Here is a 12,698-nt window from a genome sequence, read left to right as displayed (position 1 = left end):
GGGAGGCTGGCGGCTCCAGCGCATCAGCGGTCGGGCGATACGCTGGCTTCAGGTGTAGAATAGCCCCCTTGTCTTGAGGATCATCGGAAATGGCTCTGCTTGGGCGTTACAACAGTTTGCAAATCGTGAAACACGTGGACTTCGGTCTGTACCTGGACGGTGGCGCCGATGGCGAGATCCTGCTGCCTGGGCGCTACATCCCGAAAAACGCCGAGACCGAAGTCGATGACTGGCTGAACGTGTTCATCTACCTGGACAGCGAAGACCAGCTGATCGCCACCACCGAAAAGCCCAAGGTGCAGGTCGGCGAGTTCGCCAGCCTCAAGGTCAAGGACATCAACGGTGCCGGCATTTTCCTCGACTGGGGCCTGTCCAAGGACCTGCTGATGCCGTACTCGGAAGAGGCGCGGCCGTTGAAGATCGGCGATTACTGCGTGGTACACGTCTACCTCGACAAGCGCACCCGCCGCATCACCGCCACTTCACGGCTGGACCGCTATCTCGACGTCACCCCGGCCGACTACAACGTCGGGCAGCCGGTGGAGCTGCTGGTGGCCGGCGAAACGCCGATGGGCTTCAAGGCCATCATCAATAACCGCCACTGGGGCCTGATCCACAAGAACGAGGTGTTCAAGTTCCTGCGTTCGGGCATGCACGAGAAGGGCTTCATCAAGGAAGTGCGCCACGACGGCAAGATCGCCCTGAGCCTGCAACCGGTCGGCGCGGCCCTGGCCGATAGCCTGCAAGAGCAGATCATGGCGCGCCTGGAGGCCGAAGGCGGGGTGTTGGGCGTGTGCGACAAGAGCGACCCGGCGCTGATCAGCAAGCTGTTCAACGTCAGCAAGGGCAACTTCAAGAAGGCCATTGGCGGGTTGTTCAAGCAGGGCCGTATCGTCATCCATGACGATCGTATCGAGAAGGCCTGATCAGGCCTGCACGAAGGTACGGAAGTCCAGCTGCTCGCCACCCGGGCGGGTGTCGCGCAGCAGCGAGTCGCGGTCGGCGCTGAGGGCCAGGCTGATGGTCGAGCGGCGCTTGCCGGGCTTGCGCACTTCCATCTGCTCCAGGTGAGCCTTGAGGAAGTTGGTGGGCACCTTCAGGTGCTGCAGTTCGTCGCTTTCTGGCGTGTGCAGCAGCAGGTTGACCCAGTCGGCCTGGCCCTTGCCCAGCAGCGCCACCGGCACTTCGAACCACCACAGGTTGCGTTTGTTGTCCAGGATGGCGAACAGGGTGTTGCTGCTGTTCAGTACCGGCCGGGCCAGTGCTTCGTTGCGCCGGGCGATGGCGGCGGGTTTGTCGAGTTTCATGCAGGTTCCTGCGGGTTGACGCTATGAAGGCCTGCATTGTGAGGGGTGGCACGGGGCGGGGCAAGGTTTGTAACTTGCTGTGCCTGTGCTGGCCTCTTCGCGGGCAAGCCCGCTCCCACAGGATTCACCACAGCCACCGCGAAGAGGCCAGTCGCCGCTCGGCTTATCGATGGAAAATCCGTTGAAACTCCTGGCGAAGGTGTTCGGTCCACCGACTGTCGACACGGTCCACGTGTCCCCCATTGCAGGAGTTTTGCCATGAGCGGTACCAAAGACAAAGCGAAAGGCTTGGCCAACGAAGCGATCGGCAACATCAAGCAGGGTGTTGGCAAGGTGACCGACAACGACAAGCTGCGGGCCGAGGGCAAGGCGCAGGAAATCAAAGGTGAAGGTCAGCAGATCAAGGGTGATATCAAGGACGCGGTGAAAAAGCCTTGATCCGAGCCTGCACTGGCCTTTTCGCGGGTAAACCCGCTCCCACGGATGCATCATTGCTGTGGGAGCGGGTTCACCCGCGAAGAGGCCGCTGCAGGCACCTTGGTTTTTTCTTGAAACGCCGGGAGCAGCACAGCAGCGGCATGGTCTATTAGACTTGTCTGGTGAATCGATCGAGCGGCGAAAGGAGACGCTATGATTTTTCCCGCCCTGCAGGGCCTGCCTCTGCACCGCGTGCTGGTACGCACCGTCAAGGAATTCCTCGACGATGAGATGTCTACCTATGCCTCGGCCCTGGCTTACCAGGCGCTGTTCTCGCTGTTCCCCTTCCTGCTGTTCCTGATAGCCCTGATCGGCTTCCTGCATCTGCCCGACTTCTTCTCGTGGTTGCGCCTGCAATCGGAACTGGTATTGCCGCCCCAGGCGCTGGAGCAGGTAAACCCGGTGATCGACCAGTTGCAGCAGTCCAAGGGTGGGCTGCTATCGGTGGGTATCGTGATTGCCTTGTGGACCGCCTCGGCCGGCGTGCGCCTGATGATGAGCGCGATGAACGCCGCCTACGACGTGCCCGAAGGCCGCCCGGTGTGGAAGCGCATCCCGCTTTCCATCTTCTATACCGTCGGCCTGGCCGGCATGCTGCTGGCGGCGGCGGCGCTGATGGTGCTGGGCCCGCAGGTAATGGAATGGATCGCCTCCCAGGTCGGCATGCAGGAGTTCATCGTCACCTTGTGGACCGTTTTGCGCTGGCCGGTCATCGTGATCCTGTTGATGGTCGCCGTGGCGCTGATCTACTACGTGATGCCTGATGTGAAACAGAAGTTTCGCTTCATCACACCCGGCTCGGTGTTGGCAGTGGTGGTGTGGATCGTGGCCTCGCTGGGCTTTGCCTATTACGTGAAAACCTTTGCCGACTACAACGCCATGTACGGCAGCATTGGTGCAATCATCGTGTTGTTGCTGTATTTCTATATCTCGGCCGCCGTGCTCCTGCTCGGCGCCGAAATGAACGCGGTGATCGAACACATGTCAGCCGAGGGCAAGAACCCTGGCGAGAAGGACTTCGACGGCGACAAGCCCAAGGAAACCTTGACGGTACTGGGCCACGAGCACCCGAAACCGAGCGAACCCCATACCGCCGAGCCGAACCCCCGATGATCCGTGACATTCTCAAGATGGGCGACGAACGCTTGCTGCGCATCGCCCCGCCAGTGCCCGAACACATGCTCGGCAGCGCCGAACTGCAGCAGCTGATCGACGACATGTTCGAAACCATGCGCCATGTGGGCGGTGTGGGCCTGGCTGCGCCACAGATCGGCGTCGACCTGCAACTGGTGATCTTCGGCTTCGAGCGCAGCGAGCGCTACCCGGATGCCGAAGCGGTACCGCAGACCATTCTGCTCAACCCGGTGATCACGCCGACCTCCACCGAGGTCGAGGACGGCTGGGAGGGCTGTTTGTCGGTGCCCGGCCTGCGTGGCGTGGTGCCGCGTTTCAAGCACATCTGCTACCAAGGCATCGACCCCCAGGGCCAGCCGATCAACCGCTTTGCCGACGGTTTCCATGCGCGGGTGGTGCAGCACGAATGCGACCACCTGATCGGCCGGCTGTACCCGTCGCGCATTCAGGACTTCGCCAAGTTCGGCTATACCGAGGTGCTGTTCCCCGGGCTCGACGCCAGCGACGACTGACCCCGCACCAGCGCTACCAGGCGTTTGCTGCGCTGGTAGCGTTGCAGGCGGCTGGCCAGGGATTCGGGCAGTTGCCCGGCCATGTCGAAGCCCAGGCGCTGGTAGAAGGGCGCCAGGTCCGGGTGGCAGAACAGCCAGGTGGGCCCGCCGGCGTGTGCCAGCGCTGCCTCCAGCAAACGCCCAGCCACCCCTTGGCTGCGCCGCTGCGGGGCGACGAACAACCCGGTCAGCCAGAAGCCGTCACCCACCGCGCTCAGGCTCAACCCTGCGATGATGCCTGGTGCCCGCGCCACCCACAGTTCAGCATCGCCCGCCGCACGCATGCGCGAGCCATGCTGGCGGTAAAAGTGGTCCAGCAGCCGGCGTTCAGTGTCCGAAAGTGTCGAACATGACAAATTTTCAGAAATGGCGAGTCCTACCCTGAAAGGTGGCCAAAGGCTCTGGCCCGATGATCTGCAGCCATTTTGTCGCAGATTGTTGCAAAACCGGCAAGGGTGAATATCCGACTTCGGGGTTCAACTATTCCAGGCCGGGAGTAGACTTTCATACATCCCCCCTGGCAGTACGAAGCGGGATCGGTACTTCGTGCCATCTTCAGCGTAGATGGCAACTTCTCCGCAATAGAAGTCAATCGATCAGCTTGAATGCTCAAAAGGCAAACCCACATGAAACCATTACTGATTCTTGCATTGGTCGGTATGTCCTCGTTCGCCCTCGCCGATGAGGCCAAACCAGTCTCCAGCGAGCCTGTGGTCCAGCAGTACGACTACTCCATGAACCTGGACATCAAGCGGGTGATCAACCTGTCGACCATCCCCAATGTCTGCGAAGTGGTACCTGCGACCATGACCTACGAAGACCACCAGGGCCAGGTGCACACCATCCAGTACCGTGCCATGGGTGAGGGCTGCCAGCAGGGGTGATCGACCGGTTATTGATGTAGTTGCTGATGGCCTCATCGCCGGCAAGCCAGCTCCCACAGGATCTTCGCAGCATTTGAATACTGCGCGGCCCTTGTGGGGGCTGGCTTGCCGGCGATGAGGCCATCAGCATTCAGAATAATCTTCAAGCTCTGTCGATTTCTCCGCCTCATGTTCGACCATAGGTGAAGGCACGCTGCTTCGCGTGCCCAACCATCTATGACCTGTCGGAGGAACCCCCGATGAGCACCGCAGCCGAAACCGAGATCCGCCAACTGATCGAGCGCTGGATGCAGGCCGTGCGCGATCGTGACATCCCCAACATCACCGCCCCCTACGCCGATGACATCGTCGCCTTCGATGCCATCCAGGCCCTGCAATTCAAAGGCAAGGCCGCCTATACGGCGCACTGGGAAATGTGCATGGGCATGTGCCCCGGTGCCATGGTCTTCGAGCTCGCCCAACTGACCGTGCATGCCGACGGCGATCTGGCCCTGGCCCACTGGCTGAACCGCTGTGGCCCGGCAGACGACGAGAGCCAGTGCGGCTTCATGCGCGCCACCGTGGGCTATCGTCGTCAAGGTGGCCAGTGGCAGGTGATCCACGAACACTGGTCGGCGCCGTTCGACATGCAAACCCAGAAAGCCCTGTTCGATCTCAAGCCCTGAGCCGTTATCGCCAAACGCACCTTGCCAATGCCCTGGAGGCGACCATGAAATACCTGTGTCTGGTCTATTGTGACGAGGGGCTGCTGCACAGCCTGCCCGACAGCCCGGAAGACGCCGAATGCATGGCGTACGCCGAAGCCATCCAAGGCTCCGGGCGAATGTTGGCGGCCGAGGCGCTGAAGCCGGTGCAGACCGCCACCACGGTGCGCATGCGCAACGGGCACATGAGCCTGACCGACGGCCCGTTCGCCGAAACCAAGGAGCAGTTGGCCGGCTTTTACCTGGTGGAGGCCCGCGACTTGAACGAAGCGCTGAACATCGCCAAGGGCATCCCCGCCGCACGGGTCGGCAGTGTCGAGGTGCGACCGGTGCGCGAACTGCAACCCTGACAGCAACGGAGAACGACCAGCATGAGCCTTGCCCAACCTGCGCAAGCGCAACACGAGTTGTCCATCAGCCGCCTGATCGACGCGCCGCCGGCCAAGGTGTTCCGTGCCTGGACCGAACCTCAGTGGCTGATGCAGTGGTGGGGTCCACACGGCATGACCACCCCAGAGTGCGAGATGCAGTTGTGGGTCGGTGGCCTGTTCCGCACCCTGATGCGTGCTTCGGATGGCAGTGAGTACCCGACCCAGGGCGTGTTCCTGGAAATTGCCGCACCGCGCCGGCTGGTGTTCACCGATGCCTTTGGCCCCGGTTGGGTGCCTTCGGACAAGGCTTTCATGACCGCCGTGATCAGCTTTGACGAGGAGCAGGGCAAGACCCGCTACACCGCCCGCGCCTGGCATTGGAGTGCCGCCGACAGCCTTGCCCATGAAGAAATGGGCTTCCACCAGGGCTGGGGAGAAAGCCTGGACCGCCTGGTGGAGGTGGTGACCCAGCGGATGCCCGACTGATGGCGGCACTGGCGCAAGTGCGTACCGAAGTCGAGGCGGTGTACCGGCGGGAGTCGCGGCGTATCCTGGCCACGCTGATCCGCTTGCTGGGTGATTTCGACCTGGCCGAGGAGGCCATGCACGATGCCTTCTTCATCGCCGTCGAGCGCTGGCAGCGTGACGGCATTCCCGATAACCCGCGGGCGTGGCTGGTTTCCACCGGGCGCTTCAAGGCCATCGATGCCCTGCGCCGGCGCGCCCGCTTCGACCGTTCCCAGGCGGACCTGAGCATGCTGCTCGAAGGCCAGGCGCAAGACCCCAGCGATGAAGAGCTGCTGGCGGACGATCGCCTGCGGCTGATCTTCACCTGCTGCCACCCGGCACTGTCTGCCGATGCCCAGGTGCCGCTGACCCTGCGCGAGGTCTGCGACCTGACCACCGAGCAGATCGCCCGCGCTTTCCTGCAAAGCCCAGCCACCATTGCCCAACGCATCGTCCGCGCCAAGGCCAAGATCCGCGATGCCGGTATCCCTTATCAGGTACCGGAACTGAACGAGCTGCCCGAGCGCCTGGAGAGCGTGCTGCGGGTGATCTACCTGGTGTTCAACGAGGGTTATTCGGCGTCCTCGGGCGAGGTACTGTTGCAGCAGGAACTGAGCGATGAAGCCATTCGCCTGGCGCGACTGCTGGTGCAGTTGTTGCCAGACCCGGAGGCGGTCGGCCTGCTGGCGCTGATGTTGCTGCAGGCGTCCCGGCAGCGAGCGCGCACCGATGCCCAGGGCAACCTGGTGGTGTTGGAACAGCAGGACCGTCGTCTGTGGGATCGGCAACGCATCGCCGAAGGCTGTGAACTGGTGCGCCAAGCCCTGCAAAGCCGGGCGTTCGGTGCCTATACCGTGCAGGCGGCGATTGCTGCGGTGCATGCCGAAGCGGCGACGGCCGAGGCGACGGACTGGGCGGAGATTGTCGGGCTGTATGACGTGCTGCAGCGGCATTGGCCGTCAGCCGTGGTGGCACTGAACCGGGCCGTGGCGCTGGCGAAACGCGATGGGCCGGAGGTTGGCCTGCGGGAAATCGAAGGGATTCTGCAACGCGGTGAACTGCTGGATTATCACCTGGCGCATGCGGCGCGGGGTGAATTGCATTACCAGTTGGGGCAGCTGGAGCAGGCACGGGCGGCCTGGCGGCAGGCATTGGCGCTGACCCGGCAAGCGCCGGAGCGGCGGCATATCGAGCGGCGGCTACAGGCTCTTGAATGATGTTGGCAGTACCGGCCCTATCGCCGGCAAGCCAGCTCCCACAGGATCACCACAGAATCAGACATTATGGTGATCCTGTGTGTGGCTTGCCGGCGATAGGGCCGGTACTGGCTACAGCAAACTTCAGCTAGCCACAAAATTCGGCGGCGACACCAGCTCTACGGTCTGCTGCTTGCGCGGCGCCAGGATCTCGGCCTCACCTTCTACCACCAGCTCGTCGTTCTGGTTGTATACGTTGGTGGCGATGCGCACCTTGAACTTGGGCAGCTTTTCGAGGATTTCCAGGCGTACGGTCAGGGTATCGCCAATTTTCACCGGCTTCTGGAAGCTCATTTTCTGGCCCAGGTAGATGGTGCCAGGGCCGGGCAGGGTGCAGGCCACCGCGGCACTGATCAGCGCGCCACTGAACATGCCGTGGGCGATGCGCTCGCGGAACATGCTCTTGGCGGCGAACTCGGCATCCAGGTGCACCGGGTTGTGGTCACCGGACATCGCGGCGAACAGCTGGATGTCGCGTTCTTCGACGGACTTCTTGTATTCCGCCTTCTGACCTACTTCGAGGGCTTCGTAAGGCGTATTGGTGACCTGGGACATCGGGGCTTCCTTAAGCAGTAGGCGAGGGCGGCTATCATTCACTGCGCACAGGGCGGCCAAGGGCCAGCGCCTGTTCAAGCCAGCCGAGAATGTCGGCGGTGACCTCGTCACGGTTGGTTTCGTTGAGTACTTCATGCCGCGCCTCGGGGTAGACGCGCAGCTGTACATGTCGATTGCCGGTCGCGCGCAGGGCGTCGGCCAGATGGGTGAGACGCTTGCCGGCGCTGACCGGATCACATTCACCCCCGATCACCAGCATGGGCAGGTTCGGATCGATCTGCGCGAGGTTACTCGGCTGGCTGATCTGCGCCAAGCCTTGCAGCAGGTCGAGCCACAACTGGTTGCTGCAGCGAAAGCCGCACAGCGGGTCGTTGACGTACAGGTCGACCTCGGCCGGATCGCGGCTGAGCCAGTCGAACGCCGTGCGGTTGGGCTTGAAGGCCTTGTTGAACGAGCCGAACGACAACCACTCGATCAGCGCACTCTTGCCCAGCGGCCCCTGGCGCCAGGCCTCCAGCCGGGCAACCAGCCGCGCCACCCGGTACAGTGTCGCCGGCTGGTAGTTGGAGCCGCTGAGGATCGCCCCGTGCAGGCTGGCGCTGTGGTGCAGCAGGTAGGCCTGGGCAATGTAGCTGCCCATGCTGTGGCCAAACAGGAACAGCGGTGTGCACGGGTACTGCTGGCCGATGTGCTGGGCCAGCAGCCCGAGGTCGTTGACCACGGCATTCCAGCCATGATGGCGGGCGAACAGGCCGAGGCTGCCCAGCTCGGCGGTGCGCCCGTGGCCGCGCTGGTCGGCGGCGAACAGGGCAAAGCCTGCCTCGCTCAGGGCATGCCCCAGGCGCTGGTAGCGCCCGGCATGCTCGGCCATGCCATGGGCCAGCAGCACCACGGCTTTTACCGGCGTGGCCGGCAGCCATTGGTGCACGTACAGGCTGCAGTGCTCGCTGGCGGGCAGCCAGAAGGCGTCGTGGGGCATGGCGGGTCCTTGTGCGCACGGTTACCCGAACAGTGTATGCACAACCGGCCGGATTGCAGGAAGGGCACAAATAAGATTCACAATGTTAATGGCGGCACTTGGCGTATATGCCACCTTGGGCTTACCTGTTAACGTCGGATCAACGCCTTTTTGCCTTCGGGCGATCAGGTAAAGGACTAAAGGACGCAGTGCTGGTCCAGGCAGAGGAACAATAATAAATGCAAGCCGACTTCTGGAATGACAAGCGCCCGGCGGGCGTGCCTTCCACCATCGACATCAATGCCTACGCCTCGGTCGTCGAGGTATTCGAGCGCTCTTGCAAGCGCTTTGCCGATCGCCCGGCATTCAGCAACCTGGGGGTGACCTTGACCTACGCGGAGCTGGAGCGCCATTCGGCGGCCTTCGCCGCCTGGTTGCAGCAGCACACCGACCTGGTCCCTGGCGACCGTATCGCGGTGCAGATGCCCAACGTGCTGCAATATCCGATCGCTGTATTTGGCGCCATGCGCGCCGGTTTGATCGTGGTCAACACCAACCCGCTGTACACCGAGCGCGAGATGCGCCACCAGTTCAAGGACAGCGGCGCACGTGCGCTGGTGTACCTGAACATGTTCGGCAAGCGCGTGCAGGAAGTGCTGCCCGACACCGGTATCGAGTACCTGATCGAGGCGAAGATGGGCGATCTGCTGCCCACCGCCAAGGGTTGGCTGGTCAACACCGTGGTCGACAAGCTGAAGAAGATGGTGCCAGCCTACCAACTGCCGCAGGCGGTGCCGTTCAAGCAGGTGCTGCGCCAGGGCCGCGAACTGTCGCACAAGCCGGTGCCGCTGAGCCTGGACGATATCGCCGTGCTGCAATACACCGGCGGTACCACCGGCCTGGCCAAGGGCGCCATGCTCACCCACGGCAACCTGGTGGCCAACATGCTGCAGGTGCTGGCCTGTTTCTCTCAGCACGGGCCGGACGGGCAGAAGCTGCTCAAGGACGGCCAGGAGGTGATGATCGCCCCGTTGCCGCTGTATCACATCTATGCTTTTACCGCGAACTGCATGTGCATGATGGTCACCGGCAACCACAACGTGCTGATCACCAACCCGCGGGATATTCCTGGCTTCATCAAGGAGCTGGGCAAGTGGCGTTTCTCTGCCTTGCTGGGCTTGAATACCCTGTTCGTCGCGTTGATGGACCACCCGGGCTTCCGCCAGCTGGACTTCTCGGCGTTGAAGGTCACCAACTCCGGCGGCACGGCGTTGGTCAAGGCCACCGCCGAGCGCTGGGAAGCGCTTACCGGGTGCCGCATCGTCGAAGGTTACGGCCTGACCGAGACCTCGCCGGTGGCCAGCACCAACCCCTATGGCCAGCTGGCACGCCTGGGCACGGTGGGCATCCCGGTGGCGGGCACTGCGTTCAAGGTGATCGACGACGACGGCAACGAGCTGCCGTTGGGCGAGCGCGGCGAGTTGTGCATCAAGGGCCCGCAGGTGATGAAGGGGTATTGGCAGCAGCCCGAGGCCACGGCCCAGGCCCTGGACGCGCAGGGCTGGTTCAAGACTGGCGATATCGCGGTGATCGACCCGGACGGCTTCACCCGCATCGTCGACCGCAAGAAGGACATGATCATCGTCTCGGGCTTCAACGTGTACCCCAACGAGATCGAGGACGTGGTGATGGGCCACCCCAAGGTCGCCAACTGCGCGGCCATCGGCGTGCCGGACGAGCGCTCCGGCGAGGCGGTGAAGCTGTTCGTGGTGCCGCGTGAGGGTGGGTTGAGCGTGGATGAGCTCAAGGCCTACTGCAAGGCCAACTTCACCGGCTACAAGGTGCCCAAGCACATCGTGCTGCGCGAGTCGCTGCCGATGACGCCGGTGGGCAAGATTCTGCGGCGGGAGTTGCGTGACATCGCTTGAGTTCGGCGCTGGCTTCTTCGCGGGTGAACCCGCTCCCACAGGGACCTCACAGTTCTCAAGGCCTGTGCAGTACCTGTGTGGGAGCGGGTTCACCCGCGAATGCCTTTAAACCGCTCTAAAATGCCAATTACAGCTCGATCTGCGACATTTTGGATAATTACTCTAAAAATGACCTGTATTGTTCATTGAGTCATTTTTGTGACCATAAGGCCTGTTTTGGCCTCTAGGCGACCCCAGGCAAAGCTGTTACTCTCGGCCCGCTTTCAGATGATTCGGTTTGCAACGAGCCGTCATCTCATATCAATAATAAGCGCATCGACGCGTGAATCGAACTTCGCTGTTGCTGAAGGAGTGGGCTTCCATGATCGAAAATTTTTGGAAGGATAAGTACCCAGCCGGGATTACGGCGGAAATCAATCCTGACGAATTCCCCAATATCCAGGCGGTACTCAAGCAATCCTGCCAACGCTTTGCCGACAAACCGGCCTTTAGCAACCTGGGCAAGACTATCACTTATGGCGAGTTGTATGCGCTGTCGGGGGCGTTTGCCGCCTGGCTGCAGCAGCATACCGACCTCAAGCCGGGTGATCGCATTGCCGTGCAACTGCCCAATGTCCTGCAATACCCGGTCGCGGTCTTCGGTGCCATGCGCGCCGGGCTGATCGTGGTCAACACCAACCCGCTGTACACCGCGCGAGAGATGGAGCACCAGTTCAACGACTCCGGCGCCAAGGCCCTGGTGTGCCTGGCCAACATGGCTCACCTGGCCGAGAAGGTGGTACCCAAGACCCAGGTCAAGCACGTCATCGTCACCGAAGTGGCCGACCTGCTGCCGCCGCTCAAGCGCCTGCTGATCAACAGTGTGATCAAGTACGTGAAGAAGATGGTGCCGGCCTACAACCTGCCGCGTGCCGTACGCTTCAACGACACTCTGGCGCTGGGCAAGGGCCAGCCGGTGACCGAGGCCAACCCGCAGGCCAACGACGTGGCGGTGCTGCAGTACACCGGCGGCACCACCGGCGTGGCCAAGGGCGCGATGCTGACCCACCGCAACCTGGTGGCCAACATGCTGCAGTGCCGGGCGCTGATGGGCTCGAACCTGCACGAAGGCTGCGAAATCCTCATCACCCCGCTGCCGCTGTACCACATCTACGCCTTTACCTTCCATTGCATGGCGATGATGCTGATCGGCAACCACAACGTGCTGATCAGCAACCCGCGTGACCTGCCGGCCATGGTCAAGGAACTGGGCAAGTGGAAGTTCAGCGGCTTCGTCGGCCTCAACACCCTGTTCGTTGCCCTGTGCAACAACGAGGCCTTCCGCGCCCTGGACTTCTCGGCGCTGAAGATCACCCTGTCCGGCGGCATGGCCCTGCAGTTGAGCGTGGCCGAACGCTGGAAGGCCGTGACCGGTTGCGCCATCTGTGAAGGCTACGGCATGACCGAGACCAGCCCGGTGGCTGCGGTGAACCCGGCAGAGGCCAACCAGGTTGGCACCATCGGTATTCCGGTACCGTCGACCTTATGCAAGATCGTCGACGACGCCGGCAACGAGTTGCCGCTGGGCGAGGTAGGCGAGCTGTGCGTCAAGGGCCCGCAGGTGATGAAGGGCTACTGGCAGCGCGAGGACGCCACTGCCGAGATCCTCGACAGCGAAGGCTGGCTGAAGACCGGTGACATCGCCCTGATCCAGGCGGACGGCTACATGCGCATCGTCGACCGCAAGAAGGACATGATCCTGGTCTCGGGTTTCAACGTGTACCCCAACGAGCTGGAAGACGTGCTGGCAGCCTTGCCGGGCGTGCTGCAGTGCGCGGCCATCGGCGTGCCGGACGAGAAATCTGGTGAAGTGATCAAGGTGTTCATCGTGGTCAAGCCGGGCATGACCGTGACCAAGGAGCAAGTGATGGAGCACATGCGTGCCAACGTTACCGGCTACAAGGTGCCGCGCCAGATCGAGTTCCGCGATGCGCTGCCGACCACCAACGTGGGCAAGATCCTGCGCCGTGAACTGCGCGATGAAGAGCTGAAGAAGCAGGGCTTGAAGAAGATCGCCTGACTTTCTT

15 protein-coding genes are annotated in these 12,698 nt (G+C 62.3%); 11 read left to right on the top strand and 4 right to left on the bottom strand.

Annotated features, from left to right (window positions below; translation table 11 throughout):
• Positions 1–89: 89 nt before the first annotated feature.
• Positions 90–926, top strand: a complete 837-nt coding sequence (locus TZ03_RS17450; RefSeq protein ID WP_051099456.1) for a S1 RNA-binding domain-containing protein — start codon at positions 90–92, stop codon at positions 924–926.
• Here TZ03_RS17450 and TZ03_RS17445 read toward each other — a convergent pair whose 3' ends face one another.
• Positions 927–1,307 (bottom strand): hypothetical protein, encoded by a 381-nt coding sequence (locus tag TZ03_RS17445; protein WP_051099455.1) that lies wholly within the window; start codon positions 1,305–1,307, stop codon positions 927–929. It abuts the gene before it with no gap.
• Positions 1,308–1,565: 258 nt separating this feature from the next.
• On the opposite strand from TZ03_RS17445, the gene TZ03_RS17440 reads away from it, so the two are divergent.
• The 3 genes from TZ03_RS17440 (at position 1,566) to def (ending at position 3,430) form a co-directional block, all read left to right on the top strand.
• On the top strand, positions 1,566–1,745 hold the full coding sequence (locus TZ03_RS17440) for a CsbD family protein (protein ID WP_051099454.1): 180 nt from the start codon (positions 1,566–1,568) through the stop codon (positions 1,743–1,745).
• Positions 1,746–1,937: 192 nt separating this feature from the next.
• Positions 1,938–2,897: a YihY/virulence factor BrkB family protein gene (locus TZ03_RS17435; RefSeq protein WP_051099453.1), complete on the top strand. Its 960-nt coding sequence runs from the start codon at positions 1,938–1,940 to the stop codon at positions 2,895–2,897.
• Positions 2,894–3,430, top strand: a complete 537-nt coding sequence (def, locus tag TZ03_RS17430; protein ID WP_051099452.1) for a peptide deformylase — start codon at positions 2,894–2,896, stop codon at positions 3,428–3,430. The genes TZ03_RS17435 and def overlap by 4 nt, the downstream gene beginning before the upstream one ends.
• Here def and TZ03_RS17425 read toward each other — a convergent pair.
• On the bottom strand, positions 3,385–3,753 hold the full coding sequence (locus TZ03_RS17425; RefSeq protein ID WP_051099451.1) for a GNAT family N-acetyltransferase: 369 nt from the start codon (positions 3,751–3,753) through the stop codon (positions 3,385–3,387). The two genes, def and TZ03_RS17425, sit on opposite strands and share 46 nt — an antisense overlap.
• A 342-nt stretch (positions 3,754–4,095) precedes the next feature.
• On the opposite strand from TZ03_RS17425, the gene TZ03_RS17420 reads away from it, so the two are divergent.
• From TZ03_RS17420 to TZ03_RS17400, 5 genes are all read left to right on the top strand, one after another.
• Complete coding sequence (locus TZ03_RS17420) at positions 4,096–4,353, top strand: DUF2790 domain-containing protein (RefSeq protein WP_051099450.1); 258 nt, start codon at positions 4,096–4,098, stop codon at positions 4,351–4,353.
• A 239-nt stretch (positions 4,354–4,592) separates the two neighbouring features.
• Positions 4,593–5,018, top strand: coding sequence for a YybH family protein (locus TZ03_RS17415; protein ID WP_051099449.1), 426 nt, complete (start codon positions 4,593–4,595; stop codon positions 5,016–5,018).
• A gap of 44 nt (positions 5,019–5,062) precedes the next feature.
• Positions 5,063–5,407, top strand: a complete 345-nt coding sequence (locus TZ03_RS17410; RefSeq protein WP_051099448.1) for a YciI family protein — start codon at positions 5,063–5,065, stop codon at positions 5,405–5,407.
• Between the two features lie 21 nt (positions 5,408–5,428).
• On the top strand, positions 5,429–5,914 hold the full coding sequence (locus TZ03_RS17405) for an SRPBCC family protein (protein WP_051099447.1): 486 nt from the start codon (positions 5,429–5,431) through the stop codon (positions 5,912–5,914).
• Positions 5,914–7,152 (top strand): RNA polymerase sigma factor, encoded by a 1,239-nt coding sequence (locus TZ03_RS17400; RefSeq protein ID WP_051099446.1) that lies wholly within the window; start codon positions 5,914–5,916, stop codon positions 7,150–7,152. Before TZ03_RS17405 ends, TZ03_RS17400 begins: the two co-directional genes overlap by 1 nt.
• Positions 7,153–7,275: 123 nt before the next feature.
• Here TZ03_RS17400 and TZ03_RS17395 read toward each other — a convergent pair whose 3' ends face one another.
• Together TZ03_RS17395 and TZ03_RS17390 are read right to left on the bottom strand one after the other, a co-directional pair.
• Positions 7,276–7,746 carry a MaoC family dehydratase gene (locus TZ03_RS17395; RefSeq protein WP_051099445.1) on the bottom strand — a complete coding sequence of 157 codons (471 nt, stop codon included), beginning with the start codon at positions 7,744–7,746 and terminating at the stop codon, positions 7,276–7,278.
• 34 nt (positions 7,747–7,780) lie between these two features.
• Complete coding sequence (locus TZ03_RS17390; RefSeq protein ID WP_051099444.1) at positions 7,781–8,725, bottom strand: alpha/beta hydrolase; 945 nt, start codon at positions 8,723–8,725, stop codon at positions 7,781–7,783.
• Between the two features lie 218 nt (positions 8,726–8,943).
• On the opposite strand from TZ03_RS17390, the gene fadD2 reads away from it, so the two are divergent.
• Both fadD2 and fadD1 read left to right on the top strand, forming a co-directional pair.
• Entirely contained in the window at positions 8,944–10,632 is a 1,689-nt protein-coding gene (gene fadD2, locus TZ03_RS17385; RefSeq protein ID WP_051099443.1) for a long-chain-fatty-acid--CoA ligase FadD2, read from the top strand.
• Positions 10,633–10,993: 361 nt separating this feature from the next.
• Complete coding sequence (gene fadD1 / locus TZ03_RS17380) at positions 10,994–12,691, top strand: long-chain-fatty-acid--CoA ligase FadD1 (protein WP_051099442.1); 1,698 nt, start codon at positions 10,994–10,996, stop codon at positions 12,689–12,691.
• Positions 12,692–12,698: the final 7 nt, after the last annotated feature.

Source organism: Pseudomonas sp. 10-1B (assembly GCF_000935045.1).
Lineage (GTDB): Bacteria > Pseudomonadota > Gammaproteobacteria > Pseudomonadales > Pseudomonadaceae > Aquipseudomonas.
This window is presented reverse-complemented; position numbering and strand designations above follow the sequence as displayed.

Coding starts and splice junctions, on each gene's coding strand:
- TZ03_RS17450 (WP_051099456.1), top strand. CDS start 90: ATGGCTCTGCTTGGGCGTTACAACAGTTTGCAAATCGTGAAACACGTG.
- TZ03_RS17445 (WP_051099455.1), bottom strand. CDS start 1,307: ATGAAACTCGACAAACCCGCCGCCATCGCCCGGCGCAACGAAGCACTG.
- TZ03_RS17440 (WP_051099454.1), top strand. CDS start 1,566: ATGAGCGGTACCAAAGACAAAGCGAAAGGCTTGGCCAACGAAGCGATC.
- TZ03_RS17435 (WP_051099453.1), top strand. CDS start 1,938: ATGATTTTTCCCGCCCTGCAGGGCCTGCCTCTGCACCGCGTGCTGGTA.
- def (WP_051099452.1), top strand. CDS start 2,894: ATGATCCGTGACATTCTCAAGATGGGCGACGAACGCTTGCTGCGCATC.
- TZ03_RS17425 (WP_051099451.1), bottom strand. CDS start 3,753: ATGCGTGCGGCGGGCGATGCTGAACTGTGGGTGGCGCGGGCACCAGGC.
- TZ03_RS17420 (WP_051099450.1), top strand. CDS start 4,096: ATGAAACCATTACTGATTCTTGCATTGGTCGGTATGTCCTCGTTCGCC.
- TZ03_RS17415 (WP_051099449.1), top strand. CDS start 4,593: ATGAGCACCGCAGCCGAAACCGAGATCCGCCAACTGATCGAGCGCTGG.
- TZ03_RS17410 (WP_051099448.1), top strand. CDS start 5,063: ATGAAATACCTGTGTCTGGTCTATTGTGACGAGGGGCTGCTGCACAGC.
- TZ03_RS17405 (WP_051099447.1), top strand. CDS start 5,429: ATGAGCCTTGCCCAACCTGCGCAAGCGCAACACGAGTTGTCCATCAGC.
- TZ03_RS17400 (WP_051099446.1), top strand. CDS start 5,914: ATGGCGGCACTGGCGCAAGTGCGTACCGAAGTCGAGGCGGTGTACCGG.
- TZ03_RS17395 (WP_051099445.1), bottom strand. CDS start 7,746: ATGTCCCAGGTCACCAATACGCCTTACGAAGCCCTCGAAGTAGGTCAG.
- TZ03_RS17390 (WP_051099444.1), bottom strand. CDS start 8,725: ATGCCCCACGACGCCTTCTGGCTGCCCGCCAGCGAGCACTGCAGCCTG.
- fadD2 (WP_051099443.1), top strand. CDS start 8,944: ATGCAAGCCGACTTCTGGAATGACAAGCGCCCGGCGGGCGTGCCTTCC.
- fadD1 (WP_051099442.1), top strand. CDS start 10,994: ATGATCGAAAATTTTTGGAAGGATAAGTACCCAGCCGGGATTACGGCG.